The organism is Megasphaera sp. MJR8396C, from assembly GCF_001546855.1.
Lineage (GTDB): Bacteria > Bacillota > Negativicutes > Veillonellales > Megasphaeraceae > Megasphaera.
In genome coordinates this window covers 40,715-59,812 of sequence record NZ_KQ958179.1, presented here as the reverse complement: position 1 = coordinate 59,812, position 19,098 = coordinate 40,715, and the positions used below count along the sequence as shown (strand labels likewise).

Genomic DNA, 19,098 nt, shown 5'->3' with positions numbered 1-19,098 from the left:
CAGCATTATGCAGAAAAAATACAGGTAAACCCTAGAATATAGCAAAAGTGCATGTATGAAGATTCCTGTTGACCATCTAATTTTGTCATGGTATACTTCGAACATAGACATGTGCTTAGGCACGCAATAAGGCGTAAGGTCCTCGAAATAAATGGAGGACATAGGGAGGAAGATATATGAAGTATGTAATGGGAATTGATATTGGCACGTCAGCGACGAAGACGGTACTCTTTGATGAAACCTGTCAGGCCGTTGCTATGGCGTCTTGCGAGTATCCTTTGTATCAGCCCCAGAACGGCTGGGCAGAGCAGCAGCCGGAAGACTGGTATCAAGCCGTTGTCCAGACGATACGGGAAATCTTGGCTAAGTCCCCGGTAGATGCGAAAGACATCGTCGGTATCGGTTTATCGGGGCAGATGCATGGTCTGGTCATGCTGAATGAAAAGGAAGAAGTCATTCGACCGGCTATTATCTGGTGTGATCAGCGGACCGGGAAGGAATGTATTGAAATCACCCGGACCGTCGGTGCTGATAAATTGATGAAGATTACGGCCAATCCGGCCCTGACCGGTTTTACGGCATCGAAACTCCTCTGGGTGCGCAATCATGAAGCGGAACATTATCGCCAGTGCCGGCACATTTTACTGCCGAAAGACTATGTACGCCTGCGCATGACCGGTCAGTATGCGACTGACGTTTCTGATGCCAGCGGCATGCAGTTCCTCGATGTACGCCATCGCTGCTGGTCCGATGAAATCCTGGACCGCCTCGACATCGATCCGTCGTGGCTGGCTAAAGTCTACGAGTCGCCCGATGTGACCGGAACGCTGACAACTGCTTTTGCCGCAGCAACGGGACTTCTCCCGCAGACCATCGTCGTCGGCGGCGCTGGTGACAATGCAGCGGCTGCCGTCGGAACGGGCATCGTCAGTGACGGCAAAGCCTTTACGACGATCGGAACCAGCGGCGTCGTCTTTGCCCATACGAGCGATCTTCATATCGATCCCAAAGGGCGCGTCCATTCATTCTGCTGCGCTGTTCCCGGTTGTTGGCACGTCATGGGCGTAACTCAGGCGGCCGGCTTGTCACTTCGCTGGTTCCGTGATACGCTGGGACATGACTATATGAAAGAAGCCGAACAGGCCGGTCTTGATCCTTATGTCGTCATGGATCACCACGTCGAACACGTGCCCATAGGCAGTCGTCGGCTCCTTTATTTACCCTATCTTATGGGCGAACGGACGCCGCACCTCGATCCGGATTGCCGCGGTGTATTCTTCGGGTTATCGGCTATCCATACGCAGGACGATATGCTCCGCGCCGTTATGGAAGGCGTCAGCTATTCCTTGACCGACTGCCAGGATATCCTCCGCGATATGGGCATCGTCGTTCAGGAAATGATGGCCTGCGGTGGCGGTGGACGGAGTCCCTTGTGGCGTCAGATGCTGGCTGATATGTATAACTGCGAAGTCAAAACGGTATCGTCGAAGGAAGGTCCTGCCCTGGGGGCAGCGATCCTGGCCGGTGTCGGAGCCGGTTTGTTTAAGAACGTCGTCACGGCCTGCCGTGATTTCATCGATACTAAGACATACTGCCAGCCCGACCCGACAGCACACGCCTATTATGAAAAAGGCCACGCTTTATATCAGAAATTATATCGGCAATTAGCCGGATGTTATCAAGATTTGGCAACTTTATAAATGACGTTAGGAGAGATGTGACCATGATGAATCAAGAAGCAGCCATGATTTGTGACGACAAAGTGTTAGAGAAGTCTCACGCTTCACGAGTACGAAAGTTCATTTATTTTACGGCCGGTATGGCAGGTTTGTTATTCGGCCTCGACCAAGGGGTCATCGCCGGGGCGCTGCCTTTTATTACGGCTGAATGGGGCCTCAACAGCGCCGCTCAAGAACGGGTAGTCAGCTGTATGATGGTAGGGGCTGCCATCGGGGCCTTGTGTGCCGCGTTTATGACGGCCCGCATCGGTAGAAAGCGAAGCCTGCTTACCGGGGCCGCCCTGTTTATCGTCGGCTCTGTCGGTTCCGGCCTTGCCGTTAACGTTGACATGCTCATCGGTTTTCGCCTGATTCTCGGCTTGTCCGTCGGTATCGCGTCCTACACGGCGCCGCTCTATTTGGCGGAAATGGCCGATAAAGACTCGCGAGGCCAGGTCATTTCAGGTTACCAGTTTATGGTTACTGTCGGGATTCTATCGGCCTTCCTGTCTAATACGTATTTCAGTTACAGTGGTTCTTGGCGGATGATGCTGACAGTCATTGCCATTCCGGCCGTCATCTTGATCTTGACCGTCTTTGTACTGCCCGAAAGTCCGCGCTGGTTGGCTGCCAAGGGTCGTTTTTCAGAAGCAGAAAAAGTGTTGCAGACCCTCCATGCCGATGTTTCCTTAGCAAAATCTGAATTAAATGATATTAAAGATACGCTGAAAGTAAAACAGGCCGGTTGGTCCTTATTAAGATCCAATAAAAACGTGCGTCGTGCCGTTTTCCTCGGCGTCCTGCTCCAAGCCATGCAGCAGTTTACAGGCTTTAACGTCATCATGTATTATTCGCCGAAAATCCTCAGTCTGGGCGGTTTTTCCAGCACGGAAGATCAGATGATCGGTACGGTCATAAATGGGATCGTCTTCGTTTTGGCAACCCTGATTGCCGTCTATACCGTTGATAAGTCCGGTCGTAAACCGGCCCTTAAAATCGGGTTTGCCGTCATGGCCGCCGCTATGGTCGTCATGGGTCTTTGCATGGCCGTCATTGAAGGCGGAAATCCCGCTCCCTGGGTCTGCTACTTATCGGCTATCATGACCATGATCTTCATCGCTGGTTTTGCCATGAGTGCCGGTCCGATCGTTTGGGTTCTGTGCTCGGAAATCCAGCCGCTTAAGATGCGTGAATTCGGCGTTGCTTGCTCGACCATGACCAACTGGATCACCTGTGCCGTCGTCGGTGCTACCTTCCTCAGCCTCATCGATGCCCTCGGTTCTTCCATGACTTTCTGGATGTATGCCGGTTTGAATGCCGTATTCATCGCCTTGACCTTTGCCTTTGTCCCGGAAACGAAAAATGTTTCTCTGGAACAGATTGAAAAGAATTTAATGTCTGGCATGAAGTTAAAAAATATTGGGGTTCATGGAGGTAATGACTAATGAAAAAAGTAACCGATAAAGAATTTGCCGTCTACGGACGCGTCCTTGATGTCGATGTCAATGAATTTGTAGACGTAATGAAAGACGTCCCTGTCGTCTCGGAAGGAACGATGTATGAACCTTCTGTCGGCGCTTTTGAAGCCCTTCCCTTGGCCAAGACCTTGGAACAGGAATCCTTCGGTTTCCTTCCCATTGAATTCGGTCATTGCAGCGGCTATAATAATAAACTCAATGCCCTAGAGTATCACCGGTCTTCAGAGATCGACATTGCGGCGACAGACCTCATCTTATTAGTTGGCCGGCAGCAAGATATCGATGTATCCTCCTATACATACGATACGGCACGGGTCGAAGCCTTCTTCGTGCCGGCAGGGACGGCCGTCGAGCTCTATGCGACGACACTTCACTTTGCGCCGTGCAGTGTAGACGGCAAAGAATTCCGCTGCGGCGTCGTCCTTCCCAAGGGAACCAACGAACCCTTGCCGGAAAAGGGCGGCGGTCACGGCGAGAATGCCCTCCTCTTTGCCATTAATAAGTGGCTCATCGCTCATGAAGAGAGCGGACTGCAAAAGGACAAGGCTTGGATAGGCCTGGTTGGAGAAAATATACAGATTTAAAGGATGAGGAACTATTTATAAAGGACGAACTTTGTAAATAGTTCCTTTTATCATGCCGCAATGTTTGGTACAATAGAGGGTACCAGTTAACCTTAAGTATGAGGATAAGTGAGGGAGAAGTATGGTAACGATTAAAAAAATTGCCGAACTTTGCGGTGTTTCGCGAGGGACCGTCGACCGAGTCCTCAATGGCCGCGGGCGCGTCAAGCCGGAAACGGCCGAAGCGGTCATGAATATGGTAAAGCAATTAGGATATAAACCCAATCCGGCCGGCAAGGCCTTGGCTGCCAGACGGCACCGGCCCATCGTCGGCGTCATTTTGAATTCAGAGGGCAATGCCTTTTTCGATGAAATCATCCGCGGTATCGAAACGGCAGAAAGCCGTTATCAGATTTACGGTATGAAGCTGACCATGCGCCGCATGAAAGGCTACGACGTAGAGGCTCAGCTGGCACTCATTGACGAGTTGGAGTCCATCCACGTGAGCGGTCTCATCATCAGCCCCATCAACGATACGCGAATTGCTGAGGCCATCAATGCCTTGGTCGATAAAGGCGTTTTCGTCGTCAACGTCAATAATGACGTACAAAACTGCCGCCGCCAGTGTTATGTCGGCAGTGACTACACCAATGGCGGTGAAACGGCCTGCGCCTTGCTGCAGCTCCTGCGAGGCCAGACTGCTAAAATCGGCGTCGTGACCGGTTCTCGTCAGGCCTGGGGCCATGAACTTCGCCTTGAAGGTTTCCAGCGGCGCATGGAAAAAGTTCCGGGATTTTCTATCTTGGCGACAGCCGTCAATAAGGACGATGAAATCCGCTCTTATGAAGAAACGAAGAAGATGCTCGAAGAACATCCGGATATCGACTCCTTGTTCATCGTCGCCGGCGGCGTGTACGGTGCCTGCCGGGCTGTTGTCAGCCTTAAAAAAGAAAAAGACCTGACCATCGTCGCCTTCGACAGCACGCCGACGACGGTCGACATGATGAAGCAGGGCGTCTTAAAGACCATCATCTATCAGCACCCCTACCAGCAGGGCTATCGGGCCATGGATTTGGCCTTTCAGTACCTGGTCAACGATCAGAAACCGGAACGGGAACGCTACATCCTGAAAAATGAAATAAAGCTCTTGGAAAACCTATAAGCGGAGAATGCGAGGCAAGGGGACCACTTGTCAGTAAGACGCGAAAAGGCTCTTTCCTGTCATGACCGTATATACCATCATGATAGGGAAGGGCCTTTTGATGTGTTTGAGTATTTTAAAGAATGATGCTAAGCTAAATCCCGGCCGCAGCAGTGACAAACCGTCGCTTCCGGTTGGCTAAATTCGCCGCAGTGTCGGCATTTATGCCAGCCCTTGAACGTTTTAGCAATATCATTGTCCTTGATGCATAAACTATGAATGAAGGCGATTAGAAAAAGGCAAAGTCCATAGATATACCAAATGGCAAAGCTGCGGCCTTTGTTGGAGGCGATGTTGGCAGGGATTAGCGCTAATACCGAGAAAATCCAATACTCCATATAGAGCTCACCTTTATTCCCCAATAAGTTCACATCGGATAATAGGATGGGAACGAGAATAGAAAAGATTAAAAAAGCTATTAATGAGTAACGTACATTGTGTGGTTTTTCCATAATAGATACCTCTCGTTTGTTTAGAAATTATTCCAGGCTATTATATAAATAAATCTCGGCCGCAGCAATGACAAACGGTGGCTTCCGGGCGGCTGAGTTCGCCGCAGTAAGGGCATTTATGATATCCGGCTCTGATTCTTGATTTATCATTAGGAGTAATTTTTATACTATGAATTATGGCAATAATCCATAAAAAGGTACTATAAATAAACCATTTAGCGAAATTCCTACCCTTACTATAGGCAATATTTGTTGGTATTAGTGCGATTAGTGCCGTTAATAAGTAGGCACCACAAGCGTTGCTGCGAGAACTTGTCAAGAGAAATGCTGGTACTATCACTCCGAAGAAAAGGGCTATGAGGTTATTTCTAATGTAATGCGTTTTTACTAAAGTATTCAAATTTACCACCTCTTGTTTTATTTATACATATAGTATACAACTAATCGTTACATATATCCATTCCGAGTAGCATAAATGGAAGTAAATCTCTTATTTTTTATCGGAAATAGAGTCAGCACATAAAATCGGCAGATGATTCCGCAGTGAAAAGTCCTTATCATAGAGGTGAGAAAAATTATACCTTGACAAGTATCCTTGAATCGGTTAGAATTAAAAGGTCGACAGGACAAGGGTCGATAGTTGACGGGACGTGGCGCAGCTTGGTAGCGCGCTTCCTTGGGGTGGAAGAGGTCGCGAGTTCAAATCTCGCCGTTCCGACCAAATACAGCCATTCTTCGAATCATTCGATTTGGAGAGTGGCTTTTTTTTCATAAAAAGTAGCTGCAGCGTAGGTGCATGAATAATTTTTCGTAAGCGATTACGATGCTTTTTTTGAGGACGGGTTCATGACTCGTCTTTTTTTGTAGGATTGATTTTTGTCAGGCAAAGGATTTATCGAATAACAAGCCGTTTATTGAAATTTTTATTTTTAACGATTCATTCTTAAAATAGAATTAAAATATGCTTTTTCTTTATTTTAAACTTTCTTTATATGCGGATATTTGATAGAATATAAGTATGAATAGTATAGTTACCGCCGTCGTATTATTTTTTATTATCCGTTAGAGGAGGTTTTTTATCATGGGTTATATTCTCAATAAGGATCAGCAGGATCTCGTCGCCTTAGCAAGGGACTTTGCAGAAAAGAAAGTAGCTCCCTTCGTGCATGAATTGGATGAAGCGAAAGAACCGGGTCAGAAGCTTTTGGATATTTACCAGGAAGCCGTCGATATCGGTTTTTGCGGCTTAGAGATTCCTGAAGAATACGGCGGCATGGGCCAGGATTACTACACCGTTGCAGCTGTTTATGAAGAACTGTCTAAAGTCGATGCCGGCGTAGCTACGGCTATTGCAGCTTCTGGCTTGGGCCTCAAACCGGTTCTCCAGCATGGTAACGACGCGCAAAAGAAATTGTATGCCGAATACTTGACCGGTGAAAAAGGCAGCGGCTTCTGCGCATTCTGCCTGACGGAAGCCAATGCGGGTTCTGATGCGGCTGCCGGGACGACGGTTGCTGTAAAACAGGGCGATGAATACGTCATCAACGGTACGAAATGCTTCATTACCAACGGCGGCGTCGCTTCCGTTTACACCGTCTTTGCTATTACCGATAAATCGAAGGGCGTAAAAGGGATTTCGGCCTTTATCGTTGAACGCGACCGCCCGGGCGTTTCCGTCGGTAAAGAAGAAGATAAGATGGGTATCCGCCTCTCCAATACGACAGAAGTTATTTTCCAGGACGTTCATATTCCGGCTGACCACCTCATCGGTGAAGAAGGTAAGGGTTTCGTTTATGCCATGCAGACCTTGGACCTCGCTCGTCCGATGGTAGCATCCCTGGCTGTTGGTATTGCTCAGCGGGCTATCAATGAAGCTGTTAAATATGCAAAAGAACGCGTTACCTTTGGCAAACCAATCATCAAACATGAAGTCATTTCCTTTAAACTGGCTGACATGGACATGAAGACCGAAGTCGCTCGCTCGGCCATCATCAACTTCCTCAATACGTATTATGCAGAACCGAAACGGAGCTACACTCGTGAAGCCGCTATCGCAAAATGCTTCGCCGGGGATATTTCCGTAGAAGTTGCTTTAGAAGCCGTTCAGATTCTCGGCGGCTTTGGTTACAGCCGTGAATATCCGGTTGAAAAATTGGTTCGTGATGCTAAGATCATGCAGATTTATGAAGGCACTAACGAAGTTCAGCGCATGGTCATCGCCGGTTTCGTAGCGGCTCAGAAATAAGCTTCCTTTATAAGACAAAGACTGTTGTACTTGGCCCCGGCGCTCTTTGTGCCGGGGCCATCGTTGCACCTGCCGAAGGTTTGACCGTCGTTTTTGTTTTAGAAAAGGCTTTTTGGGATAGTGTGTAGGACAACGTGTTTTTAAGATAAAGCTACAGCACTTTGTAGGGGTGTAAAATCAATGTAAAGCAAGGCTGGCGGCGTTGAGAAAGTTTGCTTACAGGAATATAATAAATGATATGAATTATATGAATAAAAATTATGCAAATGAGGTGAATTGAAGTGGAACAAGACATATATCCATCAGCGAAAGAACTGTATAGCGTCCTTTGCCGATTGAGGAAGGACGTCCTTTCGCGAGGCGACTCGTTATACCGGCAGTGGAAACCGCTGATTCAGCGGCGACACTTTACATACAGTGCTTGGAATCTGGCCTTTTATCTGGCCCTTCGCTGTCACGACCTGCGAAAGATACAGCGTTCGCTCCTTCCCTTTGGCCTGTCGTCCCTCGGACGGGGCGAAGCAAGGGCGATTACCAAGCTCGATGCCGTCATGGCGTCCTTGGGGCGAATCTGTCAGGAACCGGAGCAAAATCTCGTTCCTTATCCGCAGCAGCGGCGGTTTTTCTATGGAGACGGCCTCTTGGCCTATAATACGGGGCGGATTTTTGGAACGGCCAAGACGGGGACGCGAATCATGGTAACCCTGCCGACAGAAGCGGCAGAAGACAATGGCATTCTCATTCGTGACTTAGTGGCAGCCGGCATGGACTGTGCCCGTATCAACTGTGCGCACGACTCGAAGGAGCTGTGGGGGACGATGATTTCCTATATCCATCGGGCCGAACAGGAAACGGGGAATCATTGTAAGGTTTACATGGATTTGGCCGGACCGAAAGTTCGCATCGAGTCGGTCCTGTTGCGCTATGGTGAAGCGCGGGTCATGCCGGGTGAGCAGATCTTTTTGGTATCGGGATCGATTTCAACCTATCCCGAAGAGTATAAGGGCAATATCGTCATCTCCTGCAGTATCCCTGAAATCTTTGAACACATGGAGGCCGGCCATCCAGTCCTCATCGATGACGGGAAGATTCGGGCCATCGTTGAAAAAGTAACGCCCGAAGGGGCTTATTTGACCATTACCTATACCAAGCCCTTAGGTGGGAAAATCAAGAACGAAAAGAGTTTGAACTTCCCCCAGACGCCGGTAGAACTGTCGCCTCTTACGGATAAAGATAAAGAAGATTTAGACTTCGTCGTGCAGTATGCCGATGCCATCGGATACTCCTTCGTCAAATCGGCGGCTGACGTATCCCTCTTGCAGAAGGAACTTCAACAACGCTGCGGCAAGGCCTACCGCCAAATCGCATTGGTAGCTAAGATTGAAAACAAGGAAGCCGTCGACAACCTGCCGGAAATCATCGTACAAGCTGCGTCAAAACAGCCCCTGGGCATCATGATTGCCCGCGGCGATCTGGCCGTTGAAGTCGGTTACAGGCGCTTGGCCGAACTGCAGGAAGAAATCATGTGGATCTGTGAAGCAGCTCATGTCCCAGTCATCTGGGCAACCCAGGTACTCGAAAACCTAGTTAAGAAAGGCCTCCCGTCGCGGGCTGAAATTACCGACGCCGCTATGGGGGAACGCGCCGAATGCGTCATGCTCAATAAAGGACCGTACATCGTAGAAGCCGTTACGGCCTTGACCAACATTTTGCTGCGAATGGAACAGCATCAACATAAGAAAACATCCCAGCTTCGGGCCTTGCATATTGCCCAGCATATGTTTGAAAACGGAAAATCATAAAGGGGCAATAAAAAACAGAGAGGGAATGAAGAACATTCCTTCTCTGTTTTTTTCTGCAATTTCTGTGGTACTTGTTAAAAATAGGAATTAGGAAAATCTACTAATCGAAGAGGTCGGAAATGAAACTGCCGACGGCACAGGCGGCCGCAAAGCCAATGACAACCGGGGCTGCCACAACCGTAGCGGCGCCAACCGTCGTCGCCGCCAAGGCCCCGCCGACGGTCGTCCCGGTAACGGCTGCCACAGCCGCACCGGCGGCACCGGCAGCCGCACTGCCGGCAGCGGCCGACGCAGCACCAGTGACGCCGCCCTTAATGCCGGCGCCGGCGATGTCGATCACGGCATCGTCGACGTCCTTTTTCCCGTCAACGACATCGATAACCGAAGAAACGGCCTCGATACCGGCGCCGAAGACGGCCCCGCTGACGCCGCCACTCTTAGCAGCCGAGCGCAGCGCCGCCGCCGTCGGCATCTTTCCCAAAGCCTTATCGGCGATGCGAGTAGTCGTTTTCGTCGAAATATTGGTACTGTGAATCTTCTGATTCGTCTTATTGGCAATCTTGTCGGCGACTTTCTTAGCCGTTTCTTCGGTGCCCATGACCTTGGTCTTGCCGTAATGTTTCTCGATAATCTGTTTCGACGTCTTAGCAACGCCGGAGCTGCTGGTCGTGTCCTTCAGCTGAAAATGCTTCACAACCTGGCCCTTCTTGTTCAAGACAACGACATCCTTCATTTTTGCCGTCGTCGATTTCGTGAGCTGGGCGTGATTTCCCTCCAAGATATTGCGGGGGTTCATGTTGAACTTGTCGCAGAAGATCTGCTCGTGAACATGTCCTTTCAGGTTAGGGCATTTCCCAGCACGAGCAAGGGCCCTAGCGCCGACACTCGCTTCGTACCCTTCTTTGGCAACGGTTCCCGTCATGTTCTTCGCATCTTTTTCGAAATTGCTCATCATAGCGCTCCTTTTCTAATTCCCAATAACTTAAAATCAAATCCCTTACATACTCTCGTACACTGAGGTCTTCAGCAAAATCAGGTTAATGTAGATATGAGATACTGCATTGGATCCGATTATCGTCGGCGTTTTCGGCAAAGAAAAGCAATACTGCGCCTCACTGTTGTAATAAAGCGGGTAAAGTTTTTCTTCTCTCGACGACCGCAATCCCGATGGCTAACAATTTCCGGAGCATCTGGGCATTCAGCCGGAGATACAGCCGAAGCATTTTCTTCAGCTCGGGCGAATGTTTGCGTGCTGTTCATTATTTCCAGATGCATCCTGAGTCATTCCTAAGGCCCCTCCCTTCGGCTTTCCCAGTAACATGAATAGTCTTTCTTTATTCTTACACAGCTATTGTAACATGTAACTATTGTAAATGCAATAGTTGGGTTGAAAAAATATATTTTATTTACAATATATTTTTTGTTGAACAGTATTGACAATGAAATAATTATGTGGTAGAGACAGACTGAGAAAAGTTAGATACCCTGTATGGAAATTGTCAAGTGTTTTTTTCGTGTTATCGATTAGTGGATAGAAAAGTCCATCATCTAGCGAGACATCCGAATGAGCCGACTGGCAAGAAGAACTTCTTTATACGCGCTAAAGCTGGCGATGCGGATACGTTAGATGACAGATTGGGACATCGCCGTCTGTGTGAATTGAGGGGCTAATCGTATCTATTGCAATAGCAATAGTAAAGACGCTGGAAATAACGCAGTATCATTGAAGGCACTTTGATATTCTCCGTACAGCGTCGTTGTTTTACTGATTTACGGGGAAGATCTGTTTTGACAATTAAAAAACGTCTAAGGGATTCTCTTTCCCTCGGTTTTTGCAGGCTGGGCGAATCGGCCGGTAGTATCAGTCTGAAGAATAAGCCGTTGCGCGAAGTACCAGAGTCGGTGACTCCGGTTGCCTTCGGGGGACAGATCCTTTTCAGCTCTGAAAGGCTCTTTTGATGTTTGCTTCATTGCACCTTAGTCCGTAATATGGTAAGATGATTTTAAAGTCATCTGAACGATATATAAAATATAAAAATGTGTCATTATTTCGGAGATAAAAGAAGAAGGATGTTGAAGCGGCCTCTTTTTTGGCTATCATGAGCAGAACCAGTATCAGATGCAGTAGGCATCAGGTGTTTTTTTGCTGTGATCCTCGAAAGGAGCTATGGTTATGCGTACATTTCTGATAGCTTTTTACATCGGCCGCTGGGTATTTTCTCATTTACCGATCATTCTTTTTCTCTGTTTCCTGTTTTGGCTGTATGAGGCCTTGTTCGGTTGAGTGAAAATGCGTGCTTTCTTCGGCACAACCGCTCACAAAAGAGCATGAGAACAGGACGGCTCTGAAATAAAGAAAAAGCTTCCGATTTTTTCGGAAGCTTTTTTTTATGGGCGCATAGGATGGGAGCCCAGGGGATTCGGAAGGGGGGAATGGATTCGTTCTGTTCGAGCAAAAAATAACCCTGTAAAAGGTGTATAATAAAAATATGTTTTATTTATAAAAATAAGAATGGCAAAATGAGTGGTTAAAAATGGAAGATTACTATTTATTTTATTACTGGATATCTTACTTATAATTTCCTTGGCGTCAGAAGTCCCGAGAAGGACTTGCTGCCCCCATAAAAATTGTTGATCGATGTAAGACAATAGAGTAGGAAGGCCGGGTATTATGATTACTTTTGTTGAATGTAGAAATTTTTTAAAGTTGTTGATGTTTTTACTTATTGTAACTGTCAGTCTGATAAGCCATGTTGCGTATGCCAATGATGAATCTGATCGATGGATGGCATTTAATCAAGACTCATATTGGAAGATGTCGCTTGATACGCAGACTATTAAATATGATAAGGAGCAAGATCGCGTTACGTACTGGATAAAGTATGAACGCTCTGTTAATCGAAATGGCGTGTATGTACCAACGCATTTGAATCATGAAATGATTGATTTTAAAAATCGAACCGTCACAAAAATAGGCGAGTCAAAATATATTAATGGTGCGCCCAATGCAGAGACTACGAATTTTGAGGCTCCGGAGGGAGTCACCTTTAATCTGTTCCCCGGGGATACATTGACGGATCTGGTTTCACGACTTTGTGGTAGACAACCGCTGTATGCTAAGCCTTTATGGAAGGTTGTTTATACGCAAGGTCAATTGGACAAATATTCTATTGATTTGAATAATATTGAAGTCGATGCATTAAATCATAGAGCACTCGTATATGTTTTATGGGGAAATTCTCATAATGATAGCTATATCTGTGATTTTGATAAGGGAACGGTATCCGGACGTGATGCATACGACCGGTATTGGGGCCGGGAGGAAATACCGGTTCCAGAATCATATCGGGAAGCCATTTATAATGAAGCATATAAACAATATAAGGCTCAGTTGTCTTCCGAGCTATAAGTATAAAAAATAATCGCTCGGAATATAACCCTTGTGGCTGGCGTCTTTTTGCGATGAATTAGGAAGATCAGAGTGTACCTGATTTCGGATATCCTTTGCTGTGCAGACCTTTCGAAAATAAATTTTCTTTGTTGCAAATGCAACGGCGTTCTTTTCGTTTCTAGCGTATAGTAGAGTCATAGAAAAAGACACTTATTCTAGCGAAAGGAGATAGATTTTATGAAAGCCTTAGTCTTATACTCATCCGAAACGGGAAGAACGAAAAAATTAGCTGAAGCGGTCCTTTCTGTTTTACCAGCCAACACCGATTTTCTGCCTATGGAAGAGGCCCCAGAAAGCTTCGATGATTATGACATCGTCTTTGCCGGCATTTGGTTCTTGAATCTTAAGCTCGATGAAAAGTCCCGGTCCCTTTTGCCGCGGCTGAAGGCTAAGAAAGTAGCTCTCTTTGCTACCATGCACCGCGACCTCTTCTCTGACGACATCTCGAAGAATCTGCGTCAGGCCGTAGAACTCCTGCCGGAAGGCGTTTGGGTTGCCGGTACGCACGTCGTCTACGTCGACGAAAGCATGGCTGAGATTCCCTTAGGCGTCGATGAACTCCTAGATACGGAAACGGTGAAGAACTTCGCCGAAAATACCTACAGTCGTATTGAAAATAATCCGGCTGCATAAAATGCTTGACAGCTACCAGCTGGTAGTGCTATAATCTCTTTTGTAACCAATACATGGGGGTATAGCTCAGCTGGGAGAGCGCTTGCATGGCATGCAAGAGGTCAGGAGTTCGATCCTCCTTATCTCCACCATAATAAATGTGATAACCACGCGGTTTATAAGCCGCGTGGTTATTTTTATATTAAAATAAAAGTGCCGAGGGGGGCAAATAAGGGGCATTTATAAAAAAGAGAATCTTGTAAATATCGATTGATACGCATAGCGACGGCAGTCTGGAGAATAGGCCTCACAGCCCTCATGCGTTGAGAGAGATGCCTTTTCATGATATAATTATAACTTATGATAGGAATCGATTTTTAGTTCTTGCAGGAGGGTAAGGGTAAGCTATATGGGCAGCATTAAGGTACAGAAATTGGGTAAGTCTTTTGGCGTGCGCACGGTCTTCCAGGACGTCAGTTTTGAAATCCGCCGCGGCGAACGGATCGGCCTTATCGGGGCCAATGGGGCCGGGAAGTCGACGCTCCTCAAGTGTCTGATTGGGGAAGAGGAATACGATGCCGGTGCCTTTATCGTATCGGAAGGGGAGTCTATCGGCTATTTGCAGCAGGATGTGACCTATGCCGACGACATTACCCTCGGCCAGTTGATTACCGAGGCCTGGCAGGACGTCATGCGCATGGAAAAGGATTTGAAAGTCCTTGAAAAGGAGATGCAGGCCAGCCCCGATGACGAAGGGCTGATGAATCGCTATGCCCGCCTTCAGGAGCGCTTTGAATGGCTCGGCGGCTATGAGTACGAATCGATGTCCCGCAAAATCGTCCGCGGTCTCGGCTTTTCGGAAGCCGACATGGATCGGCCTGTCCAGAGTTTTTCCGGCGGCCAGAAGACGCGCATCAATTTGGCCAAGGCCTTAGTGCGCCGTCCGGACTATCTCTTCCTCGACGAACCGACGAACCATCTCGACATGGACATGCTGGAATGGCTCGAAGGCTACCTCTTGTCGTACGGCGGCGGCATTCTCATCGTTTCCCATGACCGTTATTTCCTCGACCGGGTAGCGACAGGCATCTTAGAGCTGTCTCACGGCAAGGTGACCAAGTACAAGGGCAATTATACGCGCTATGTCGAACAGCACGACCAGCAGCAAAAAGCCCTCGAACGGGCCTATAAGAAACAGCAGGAACATATTCATGAGACGGAAGAATATATTCGTAAATACAAGGCCGGCATCAAGGCAAAACAGGCCCGGGGCCGCCAGTCTCAGCTCGATCGATTGGAACGGATCGAATGGCAGCCCGATGAAGCATCCCTTTGCTTTAATTTTAAGCCCGTCGAAGAGTGCGGCCAAAAGGTACTGACCCTCGATAAGGTCAGTGGTGGTTTTGCCGACCGTCAGCTCTTTGATCATCTGTCCCTTCTCCTGCGCCGCGGGGAAGCGGCGGCCCTCATCGGCCCCAACGGAGCCGGGAAGACGACCCTTATCCGCATGATCATGGGGGAAAAGGAGCCGACAGACGGCCATATTACCCTGGGCAGCAAGGTCCATATCGGCTACTTTGCTCAGGAACATACGGAACTTCACGGGGCCTGGACCGTTCTCGATGAAATCATGAATGCCTTCAGTTACGGCGAAGACGAAGCCCGGTCGGCCTTAGGCCACTTCCTCTTCCGCGGCGACGACGTCTTTAAGGTCATCGACAGCTTAAGCGGTGGGGAACAGGCGCGAGTGGCTCTGCTCAAACTCTTTTTGCAGGGACCTAATTTCCTCATCCTCGACGAACCGACCAACCATTTGGATATTCCCACGCGAGAAGTCCTTGAACAGGCTCTCCTCGATTTTGGCGGGACCTATCTCGTCATTTCCCATGACCGTTATTTCCTCGATAAGATTACTCGCCGTACGCTGGTTCTCGAAAACAAGAAACTGACGGAATACGTCGGAAACTACAGCTATTATCGGGAAAAACTCCGGGAAGCCCAGGAACTTTCTGCCGAAGATGAAATAGAAGCCCTTCCGGAAAAAGACACGGCGGCCAAAAAGTCGTCGGCACCGGCTCCGGCCGCCAAAGTTCAAAAGGCACCGGTCTACGGTCAGGAAGCGAAGCTTCAAAAGTTAGAGCTGAAGATCGCTGAACTCGAAGCGACCCTTAAAATGTATGAAGTAAAGATGAATATGCCTGAAAATCAGACCGACGCCGAGGCTATGATGAGCCTGACGGCGGACTATGAAGCGGCCCAGGCCAAGCTCGATGCCGCCTATGAAGAGTGGGAATCACTGGCTGAATCTTAATCAAGCATAGAAGATATAAAAAATAAATATAACCGGTAAAAGTGATGCTGCCGTAAAACGTAAAACTTTATGTAAAAATCACGTTCTTTCATTTCAAGATTAGAGAATAAACGGGTGTAATCCTAAGAAATGAAGAAAAAGTGGCTTTACAAGTCTTTGGGATATGGTATACTATGTTCAACTTCCATGAAGAAGTGAATTTACTATAGCCTTTTGGAATACATAAATCCAGACTGACAGAGGGGAAGCGTTTATATATGGCAGCATCATTTAATTCCGTTACACCAGCTTTATTAGATGAATTACGTCGCGTCTTGGGGGATAAGTTCGTTAAGACCGATGACGATTATCTCGAAAGATATCAGACCGATGAAGAAGGGAACTCTCATTATTTCCATAAACCGGAAGTCGTCGTCTTCCCGGGCTCGACGGAAGAAGTGGCGGAAGTCGTCAAACTGGCCAATAAATACCTGGTACCGATTACGCCTCGTTCGGCCGGTTCCGGTGTTGCCTGCGGCGCTATCCCTGTCTATCACGGCATCGTCGTCGAATTGGAACGGATGAATCAGATTCTCACCTTTGATGCCGACAATATGTATGCCGTCTGCCAGACCGGGGTCATCACCGGTGACCTGCAGCGGGAAGCGGCTAAACACGGCCTCCTGTACGCCGGTGATCCGTCCAGCGCTGACAGCAGCATGATCGGCGGCAACGTAGCCAACAATGCCGGCGGCAATAAAGCCGTTAAATACGGGACGACGCGCAACCAGATCTACAGCCTGAAAGTCGTTACGCCGACGGGGGATATCCTCGATGCCGGTGCCCGCTTAAAGAAATGTTCTACCGGCCTTTGCCTGGAACAGCTCTTTGCCGGCTCGGAAGGCGTCCTCGGCATCATTACGGAAGTCACGGTCAAACTCCGCCCCATGCCGCCGTATACCTTCAATATGGTCTGCGTATTCAAGACCGATGAAGAAGCCTTCGCCCTGCCGAATAAAATTTTGAAAGCCGGCATCGACCCGACGAGTATTGAATTCATGGACAATGAAGCGCTGCGCATGACCTGCAAGTTCTTGGATATGAAGATGCCCCACGTCGACGAAGGCTGCGACTACGTCATCGTCACCGTCGAATCCTTCAGTGAAGACGATTCGGACCGCAAGATGGAACAGCTCTGCGATTTGGCCGAAGAAAATGGGTCTATCGACGAATTTGAAGCCGATAAGCGTATTTGGAAGCTGCGCAAGCAGTTTGCTGAAGCGGCCCGCGACGTCGACAAGATGTTCCAGACGGAAGATTTCGTCGTTCCCCTCGATAAGATTCCCGATATCACCAAACAGATTCCGGAACTTCGCGAAAAGTACGATCTCTACTGCGTCACTGTTGCTCATATCGGCGATGGGAACATCCACGTCCTGCCTTTGAATGCGAAGGGCCTCTCACCGGAAGAATGGTTTGAAAAGATCAAGGCCTTCCACCGCGACCTCTTCCCTCGTGTCTATGCTCTGGGCGGCAAGATGTCCGGCGAACACGGCGTCGGATTTAAGAAATTGGAAGAGTTCGCCCTTTGCACGCCGGAAGCAGAACTAAATGTCATCAAAGCCATTAAGAAGGCTTTAGATCCCAATAATGTAATGAATCCCGGTAAATTGGTACAAATTTGTTAAGTATTTCATAAAAGATTGCCTAACTTGCAAAGACGGCAACGATTATATGCAGATAATCGTTGCCGTCTTTTTATATATTTACTATAATAGTATAAAGGACATTACTAATGTACTTCTGGAATACGATAATGATGAAAACAGGTGATGACATGAAATACTACAGCCGTTTGAAGACGCTCCGATTGGAGGCGAGACTTTCTCAAGCTGATGTAGCCAAAATCTTAAAATGTTCACAAGTCGGGTACGGCATGTACGAATTGGGGAAACGGAAGATTCCCGTGGAAAAACTGATTCAACTGGCGAAGCTGTATCATACTTCGTTAGATTACATTGCCGGGCTGACGGATGAACGGACGCCTCGACCCAATCTGAAGAGTGAAGAAGAAGTACAAGTCTTATGAAAAAGGCTCATCCCATGGCAGTAAACTGCTGTCACGGGATGAGCTTTTTTCGTATTTTAGAGGTTGTCAGATGTTAGCGATTGGTTAGACGTTGAAACGGAAATAAGTTACATCGCCGTCTTTCATGATGTAATCCTTTCCTTCGAGGCGGACCAGGCCTTTTTCTTTGGCTCCTTGTTCACTGCCGCAGGCGATGAGGTCGTCGTAAGAGACGATTTCAGCGCGAATGAAGCCCCGTTCGATGTCGGTGTGGATCTTGCCGGCAGCTTTCTGGGCCTTCGTGCCGTTGACGATGGTCCAGGCACGGACTTCGTCGGCCCCGGCGGTGAAGAAGTTGATCAGGCCGAGGAGGGCATAGCTGGCTTTGATGAGCTTATCGAGGCCCGATTCGGGGAGTCCCAGTTCTTCTAAGAAGACGGCGGCTTCGTCGGCAGGAAGCTCGGCGATTTCCGCTTCGATCTTGGCCGAAACGGCGACGACTTGGGCGCCTTCCTGAGCGGCGTATTCTTCAACGCGTTTGACGTTGGGGTTGGAATCGGGGTCGCCGGCTTCATCTTCGGCGACGTTGGCGATGTAGATGATGGGCTTTAAGGTCAAGAGGTTGAGGTCTTTGACCTGAGGCAGGTCGTCTTTGGTAAGACCGGCTTTGCGGGCCGGTTCGCCGTTTTCAAGGCAGGCCAGGACTTTTTTCAGGACGTCGTATTCGGCCTTGGCTTCTTTATCGCCGCACTGGGCAACTTTGGCGATGCGGTCGGCCCGTTTCTGTACTGTTTCCAGGTCGGCCAGGCAGAGCTCGGTATTGATCGTTTCGATGTCACGAATGGGATCGATGGAGCCGTCGACGTGGGTGATGTTTGAATCTTCAAAGCAGCGGACGACTTCGGCGATGGCGTCGGTTTCGCGGATATGGCTGAGGAACTTATTGCCCAGGCCTTCGCCCTTGGAGGCACCGGCAACGAGGCCGGCGATATCGACGAAACGCATGACGGCGGGAATCGTTTTCTTCGGGTTGTACATGTCGGTCAGGACCTGGATGCGCGGATCCGGTACTTCTACGATACCGACGTTCGGTTCAATCGTGCAGAAGGGATAGTTTGCCGCTTCTGCGCCGGCCTTGGTAATGGCATTGAAAAGGGTGCTCTTACCGACATTCGGCAAGCCGACGATGCCTACTTCCAAATTTGTACTCAATGGTTA

The 19,098-nt window shown here is 48.5% G+C and carries 15 protein-coding genes and 2 tRNA genes; 13 read left to right on the top strand and 4 right to left on the bottom strand.

Annotated features, from left to right (window positions below):
• The first annotated feature begins 176 nt into the window (after positions 1-176).
• The 4 genes from xylB to HMPREF3201_RS05660 all read left to right on the top strand — a co-directional run bounded on the left by xylB (position 177) and on the right by HMPREF3201_RS05660 (position 4,921).
• On the top strand, positions 177-1,700 hold the full coding sequence (gene xylB, locus HMPREF3201_RS05675) for a xylulokinase (RefSeq protein WP_062412147.1): 1,524 nt from the start codon (positions 177-179) through the stop codon (positions 1,698-1,700).
• A 23-nt stretch (positions 1,701-1,723) separates the two neighbouring features.
• A complete protein-coding gene (locus tag HMPREF3201_RS05670) occupies positions 1,724-3,163 on the top strand; it encodes a sugar porter family MFS transporter (protein ID WP_082709401.1) in 1,440 nt (479 codons plus the stop codon).
• A complete protein-coding gene (locus HMPREF3201_RS05665) occupies positions 3,163-3,780 on the top strand; it encodes a DUF4867 family protein (RefSeq protein ID WP_062412146.1) in 618 nt (205 codons plus the stop codon). Before HMPREF3201_RS05670 ends, HMPREF3201_RS05665 begins: the two co-directional genes overlap by 1 nt.
• 121 nt (positions 3,781-3,901) lie before the next feature.
• Positions 3,902-4,921, top strand: a complete 1,020-nt coding sequence (locus HMPREF3201_RS05660) for a LacI family DNA-binding transcriptional regulator (protein WP_062412145.1) — start codon at positions 3,902-3,904, stop codon at positions 4,919-4,921.
• A 128-nt stretch (positions 4,922-5,049) separates the two neighbouring features.
• On the opposite strand, the gene HMPREF3201_RS05655 is transcribed toward HMPREF3201_RS05660, so the two are convergent.
• Both HMPREF3201_RS05655 and HMPREF3201_RS11755 read right to left on the bottom strand, forming a co-directional pair.
• Positions 5,050-5,412: a hypothetical protein gene (locus HMPREF3201_RS05655; RefSeq protein ID WP_082709400.1), complete on the bottom strand. Its 363-nt coding sequence runs from the start codon at positions 5,410-5,412 to the stop codon at positions 5,050-5,052.
• A 40-nt stretch (positions 5,413-5,452) separates the two neighbouring features.
• Positions 5,453-5,812: a hypothetical protein gene (locus tag HMPREF3201_RS11755; protein ID WP_154254178.1), complete on the bottom strand. Its 360-nt coding sequence runs from the start codon at positions 5,810-5,812 to the stop codon at positions 5,453-5,455.
• A 244-nt stretch (positions 5,813-6,056) separates the two neighbouring features.
• Here HMPREF3201_RS11755 and HMPREF3201_RS05650 point away from each other — a divergent pair.
• From HMPREF3201_RS05650 to HMPREF3201_RS05640, 3 genes are all read left to right on the top strand, one after another.
• A tRNA-Pro gene (locus tag HMPREF3201_RS05650) sits at positions 6,057-6,133 on the top strand.
• A gap of 360 nt (positions 6,134-6,493) precedes the next feature.
• Positions 6,494-7,657 (top strand): acyl-CoA dehydrogenase family protein, encoded by a 1,164-nt coding sequence (locus HMPREF3201_RS05645; RefSeq protein WP_062412144.1) that lies wholly within the window; start codon positions 6,494-6,496, stop codon positions 7,655-7,657.
• 335 nt (positions 7,658-7,992) lie between these two features.
• Entirely contained in the window at positions 7,993-9,459 is a 1,467-nt protein-coding gene (locus HMPREF3201_RS05640) for a pyruvate kinase (RefSeq protein WP_231726830.1), read from the top strand.
• Positions 9,460-9,559: 100 nt separating this feature from the next.
• Here HMPREF3201_RS05640 and HMPREF3201_RS05635 read toward each other — a convergent pair whose 3' ends face one another.
• Positions 9,560-10,411 carry a hypothetical protein gene (locus tag HMPREF3201_RS05635; protein WP_062412142.1) on the bottom strand — a complete coding sequence of 284 codons (852 nt, stop codon included), beginning with the start codon at positions 10,409-10,411 and terminating at the stop codon, positions 9,560-9,562.
• A gap of 1,719 nt (positions 10,412-12,130) precedes the next feature.
• Here HMPREF3201_RS05635 and HMPREF3201_RS05630 point away from each other — a divergent pair.
• From HMPREF3201_RS05630 to HMPREF3201_RS05605, 6 genes are all read left to right on the top strand, one after another.
• Positions 12,131-12,868 carry a hypothetical protein gene (locus HMPREF3201_RS05630; protein ID WP_062412141.1) on the top strand — a complete coding sequence of 246 codons (738 nt, stop codon included), beginning with the start codon at positions 12,131-12,133 and terminating at the stop codon, positions 12,866-12,868.
• 219 nt (positions 12,869-13,087) lie between these two features.
• On the top strand, positions 13,088-13,543 hold the full coding sequence (locus tag HMPREF3201_RS05625; RefSeq protein WP_062412140.1) for a flavodoxin family protein: 456 nt from the start codon (positions 13,088-13,090) through the stop codon (positions 13,541-13,543).
• Positions 13,544-13,598: 55 nt separating this feature from the next.
• Positions 13,599-13,674, top strand: a tRNA-Ala gene (locus tag HMPREF3201_RS05620).
• A 257-nt stretch (positions 13,675-13,931) separates the two neighbouring features.
• Positions 13,932-15,833, top strand: coding sequence for an ABC transporter ATP-binding protein (locus HMPREF3201_RS05615; protein WP_062412139.1), 1,902 nt, complete (start codon positions 13,932-13,934; stop codon positions 15,831-15,833).
• A gap of 257 nt (positions 15,834-16,090) precedes the next feature.
• Positions 16,091-17,500, top strand: coding sequence for an FAD-binding oxidoreductase (locus HMPREF3201_RS05610; RefSeq protein ID WP_062412138.1), 1,410 nt, complete (start codon positions 16,091-16,093; stop codon positions 17,498-17,500).
• Between the two features lie 128 nt (positions 17,501-17,628).
• Positions 17,629-17,901, top strand: coding sequence for a helix-turn-helix domain-containing protein (locus tag HMPREF3201_RS05605; RefSeq protein ID WP_227163151.1), 273 nt, complete (start codon positions 17,629-17,631; stop codon positions 17,899-17,901).
• 84 nt (positions 17,902-17,985) lie between these two features.
• Here HMPREF3201_RS05605 and ychF read toward each other — a convergent pair whose 3' ends face one another.
• Positions 17,986-19,092 carry a redox-regulated ATPase YchF gene (ychF, locus tag HMPREF3201_RS05600; protein WP_062412137.1) on the bottom strand — a complete coding sequence of 369 codons (1,107 nt, stop codon included), beginning with the start codon at positions 19,090-19,092 and terminating at the stop codon, positions 17,986-17,988.
• Positions 19,093-19,098: the final 6 nt, after the last annotated feature.

Bases quoted from the DNA above. Each gene is read 5' to 3' on its own strand.
- HMPREF3201_RS05610 (WP_062412138.1), top strand. From the start codon at position 16,091: ATGGCAGCATCATTTAATTCCGTTACACCAGCTTTATTAGATGAATTA.
- HMPREF3201_RS05605 (WP_227163151.1), top strand. From the start codon at position 17,629: ATGATGAAAACAGGTGATGACATGAAATACTACAGCCGTTTGAAGACG.
- HMPREF3201_RS05660 (WP_062412145.1), top strand. From the start codon at position 3,902: ATGGTAACGATTAAAAAAATTGCCGAACTTTGCGGTGTTTCGCGAGGG.
- HMPREF3201_RS05670 (WP_082709401.1), top strand. From the start codon at position 1,724: ATGATGAATCAAGAAGCAGCCATGATTTGTGACGACAAAGTGTTAGAG.
- HMPREF3201_RS05625 (WP_062412140.1), top strand. From the start codon at position 13,088: ATGAAAGCCTTAGTCTTATACTCATCCGAAACGGGAAGAACGAAAAAA.
- HMPREF3201_RS05615 (WP_062412139.1), top strand. From the start codon at position 13,932: ATGGGCAGCATTAAGGTACAGAAATTGGGTAAGTCTTTTGGCGTGCGC.
- HMPREF3201_RS05665 (WP_062412146.1), top strand. From the start codon at position 3,163: ATGAAAAAAGTAACCGATAAAGAATTTGCCGTCTACGGACGCGTCCTT.
- xylB (WP_062412147.1), top strand. From the start codon at position 177: ATGAAGTATGTAATGGGAATTGATATTGGCACGTCAGCGACGAAGACG.
- HMPREF3201_RS05635 (WP_062412142.1), bottom strand. From the start codon at position 10,411: ATGAGCAATTTCGAAAAAGATGCGAAGAACATGACGGGAACCGTTGCC.
- HMPREF3201_RS05630 (WP_062412141.1), top strand. From the start codon at position 12,131: ATGATTACTTTTGTTGAATGTAGAAATTTTTTAAAGTTGTTGATGTTT.
- HMPREF3201_RS05645 (WP_062412144.1), top strand. From the start codon at position 6,494: ATGGGTTATATTCTCAATAAGGATCAGCAGGATCTCGTCGCCTTAGCA.
- HMPREF3201_RS05655 (WP_082709400.1), bottom strand. From the start codon at position 5,412: ATGGAAAAACCACACAATGTACGTTACTCATTAATAGCTTTTTTAATC.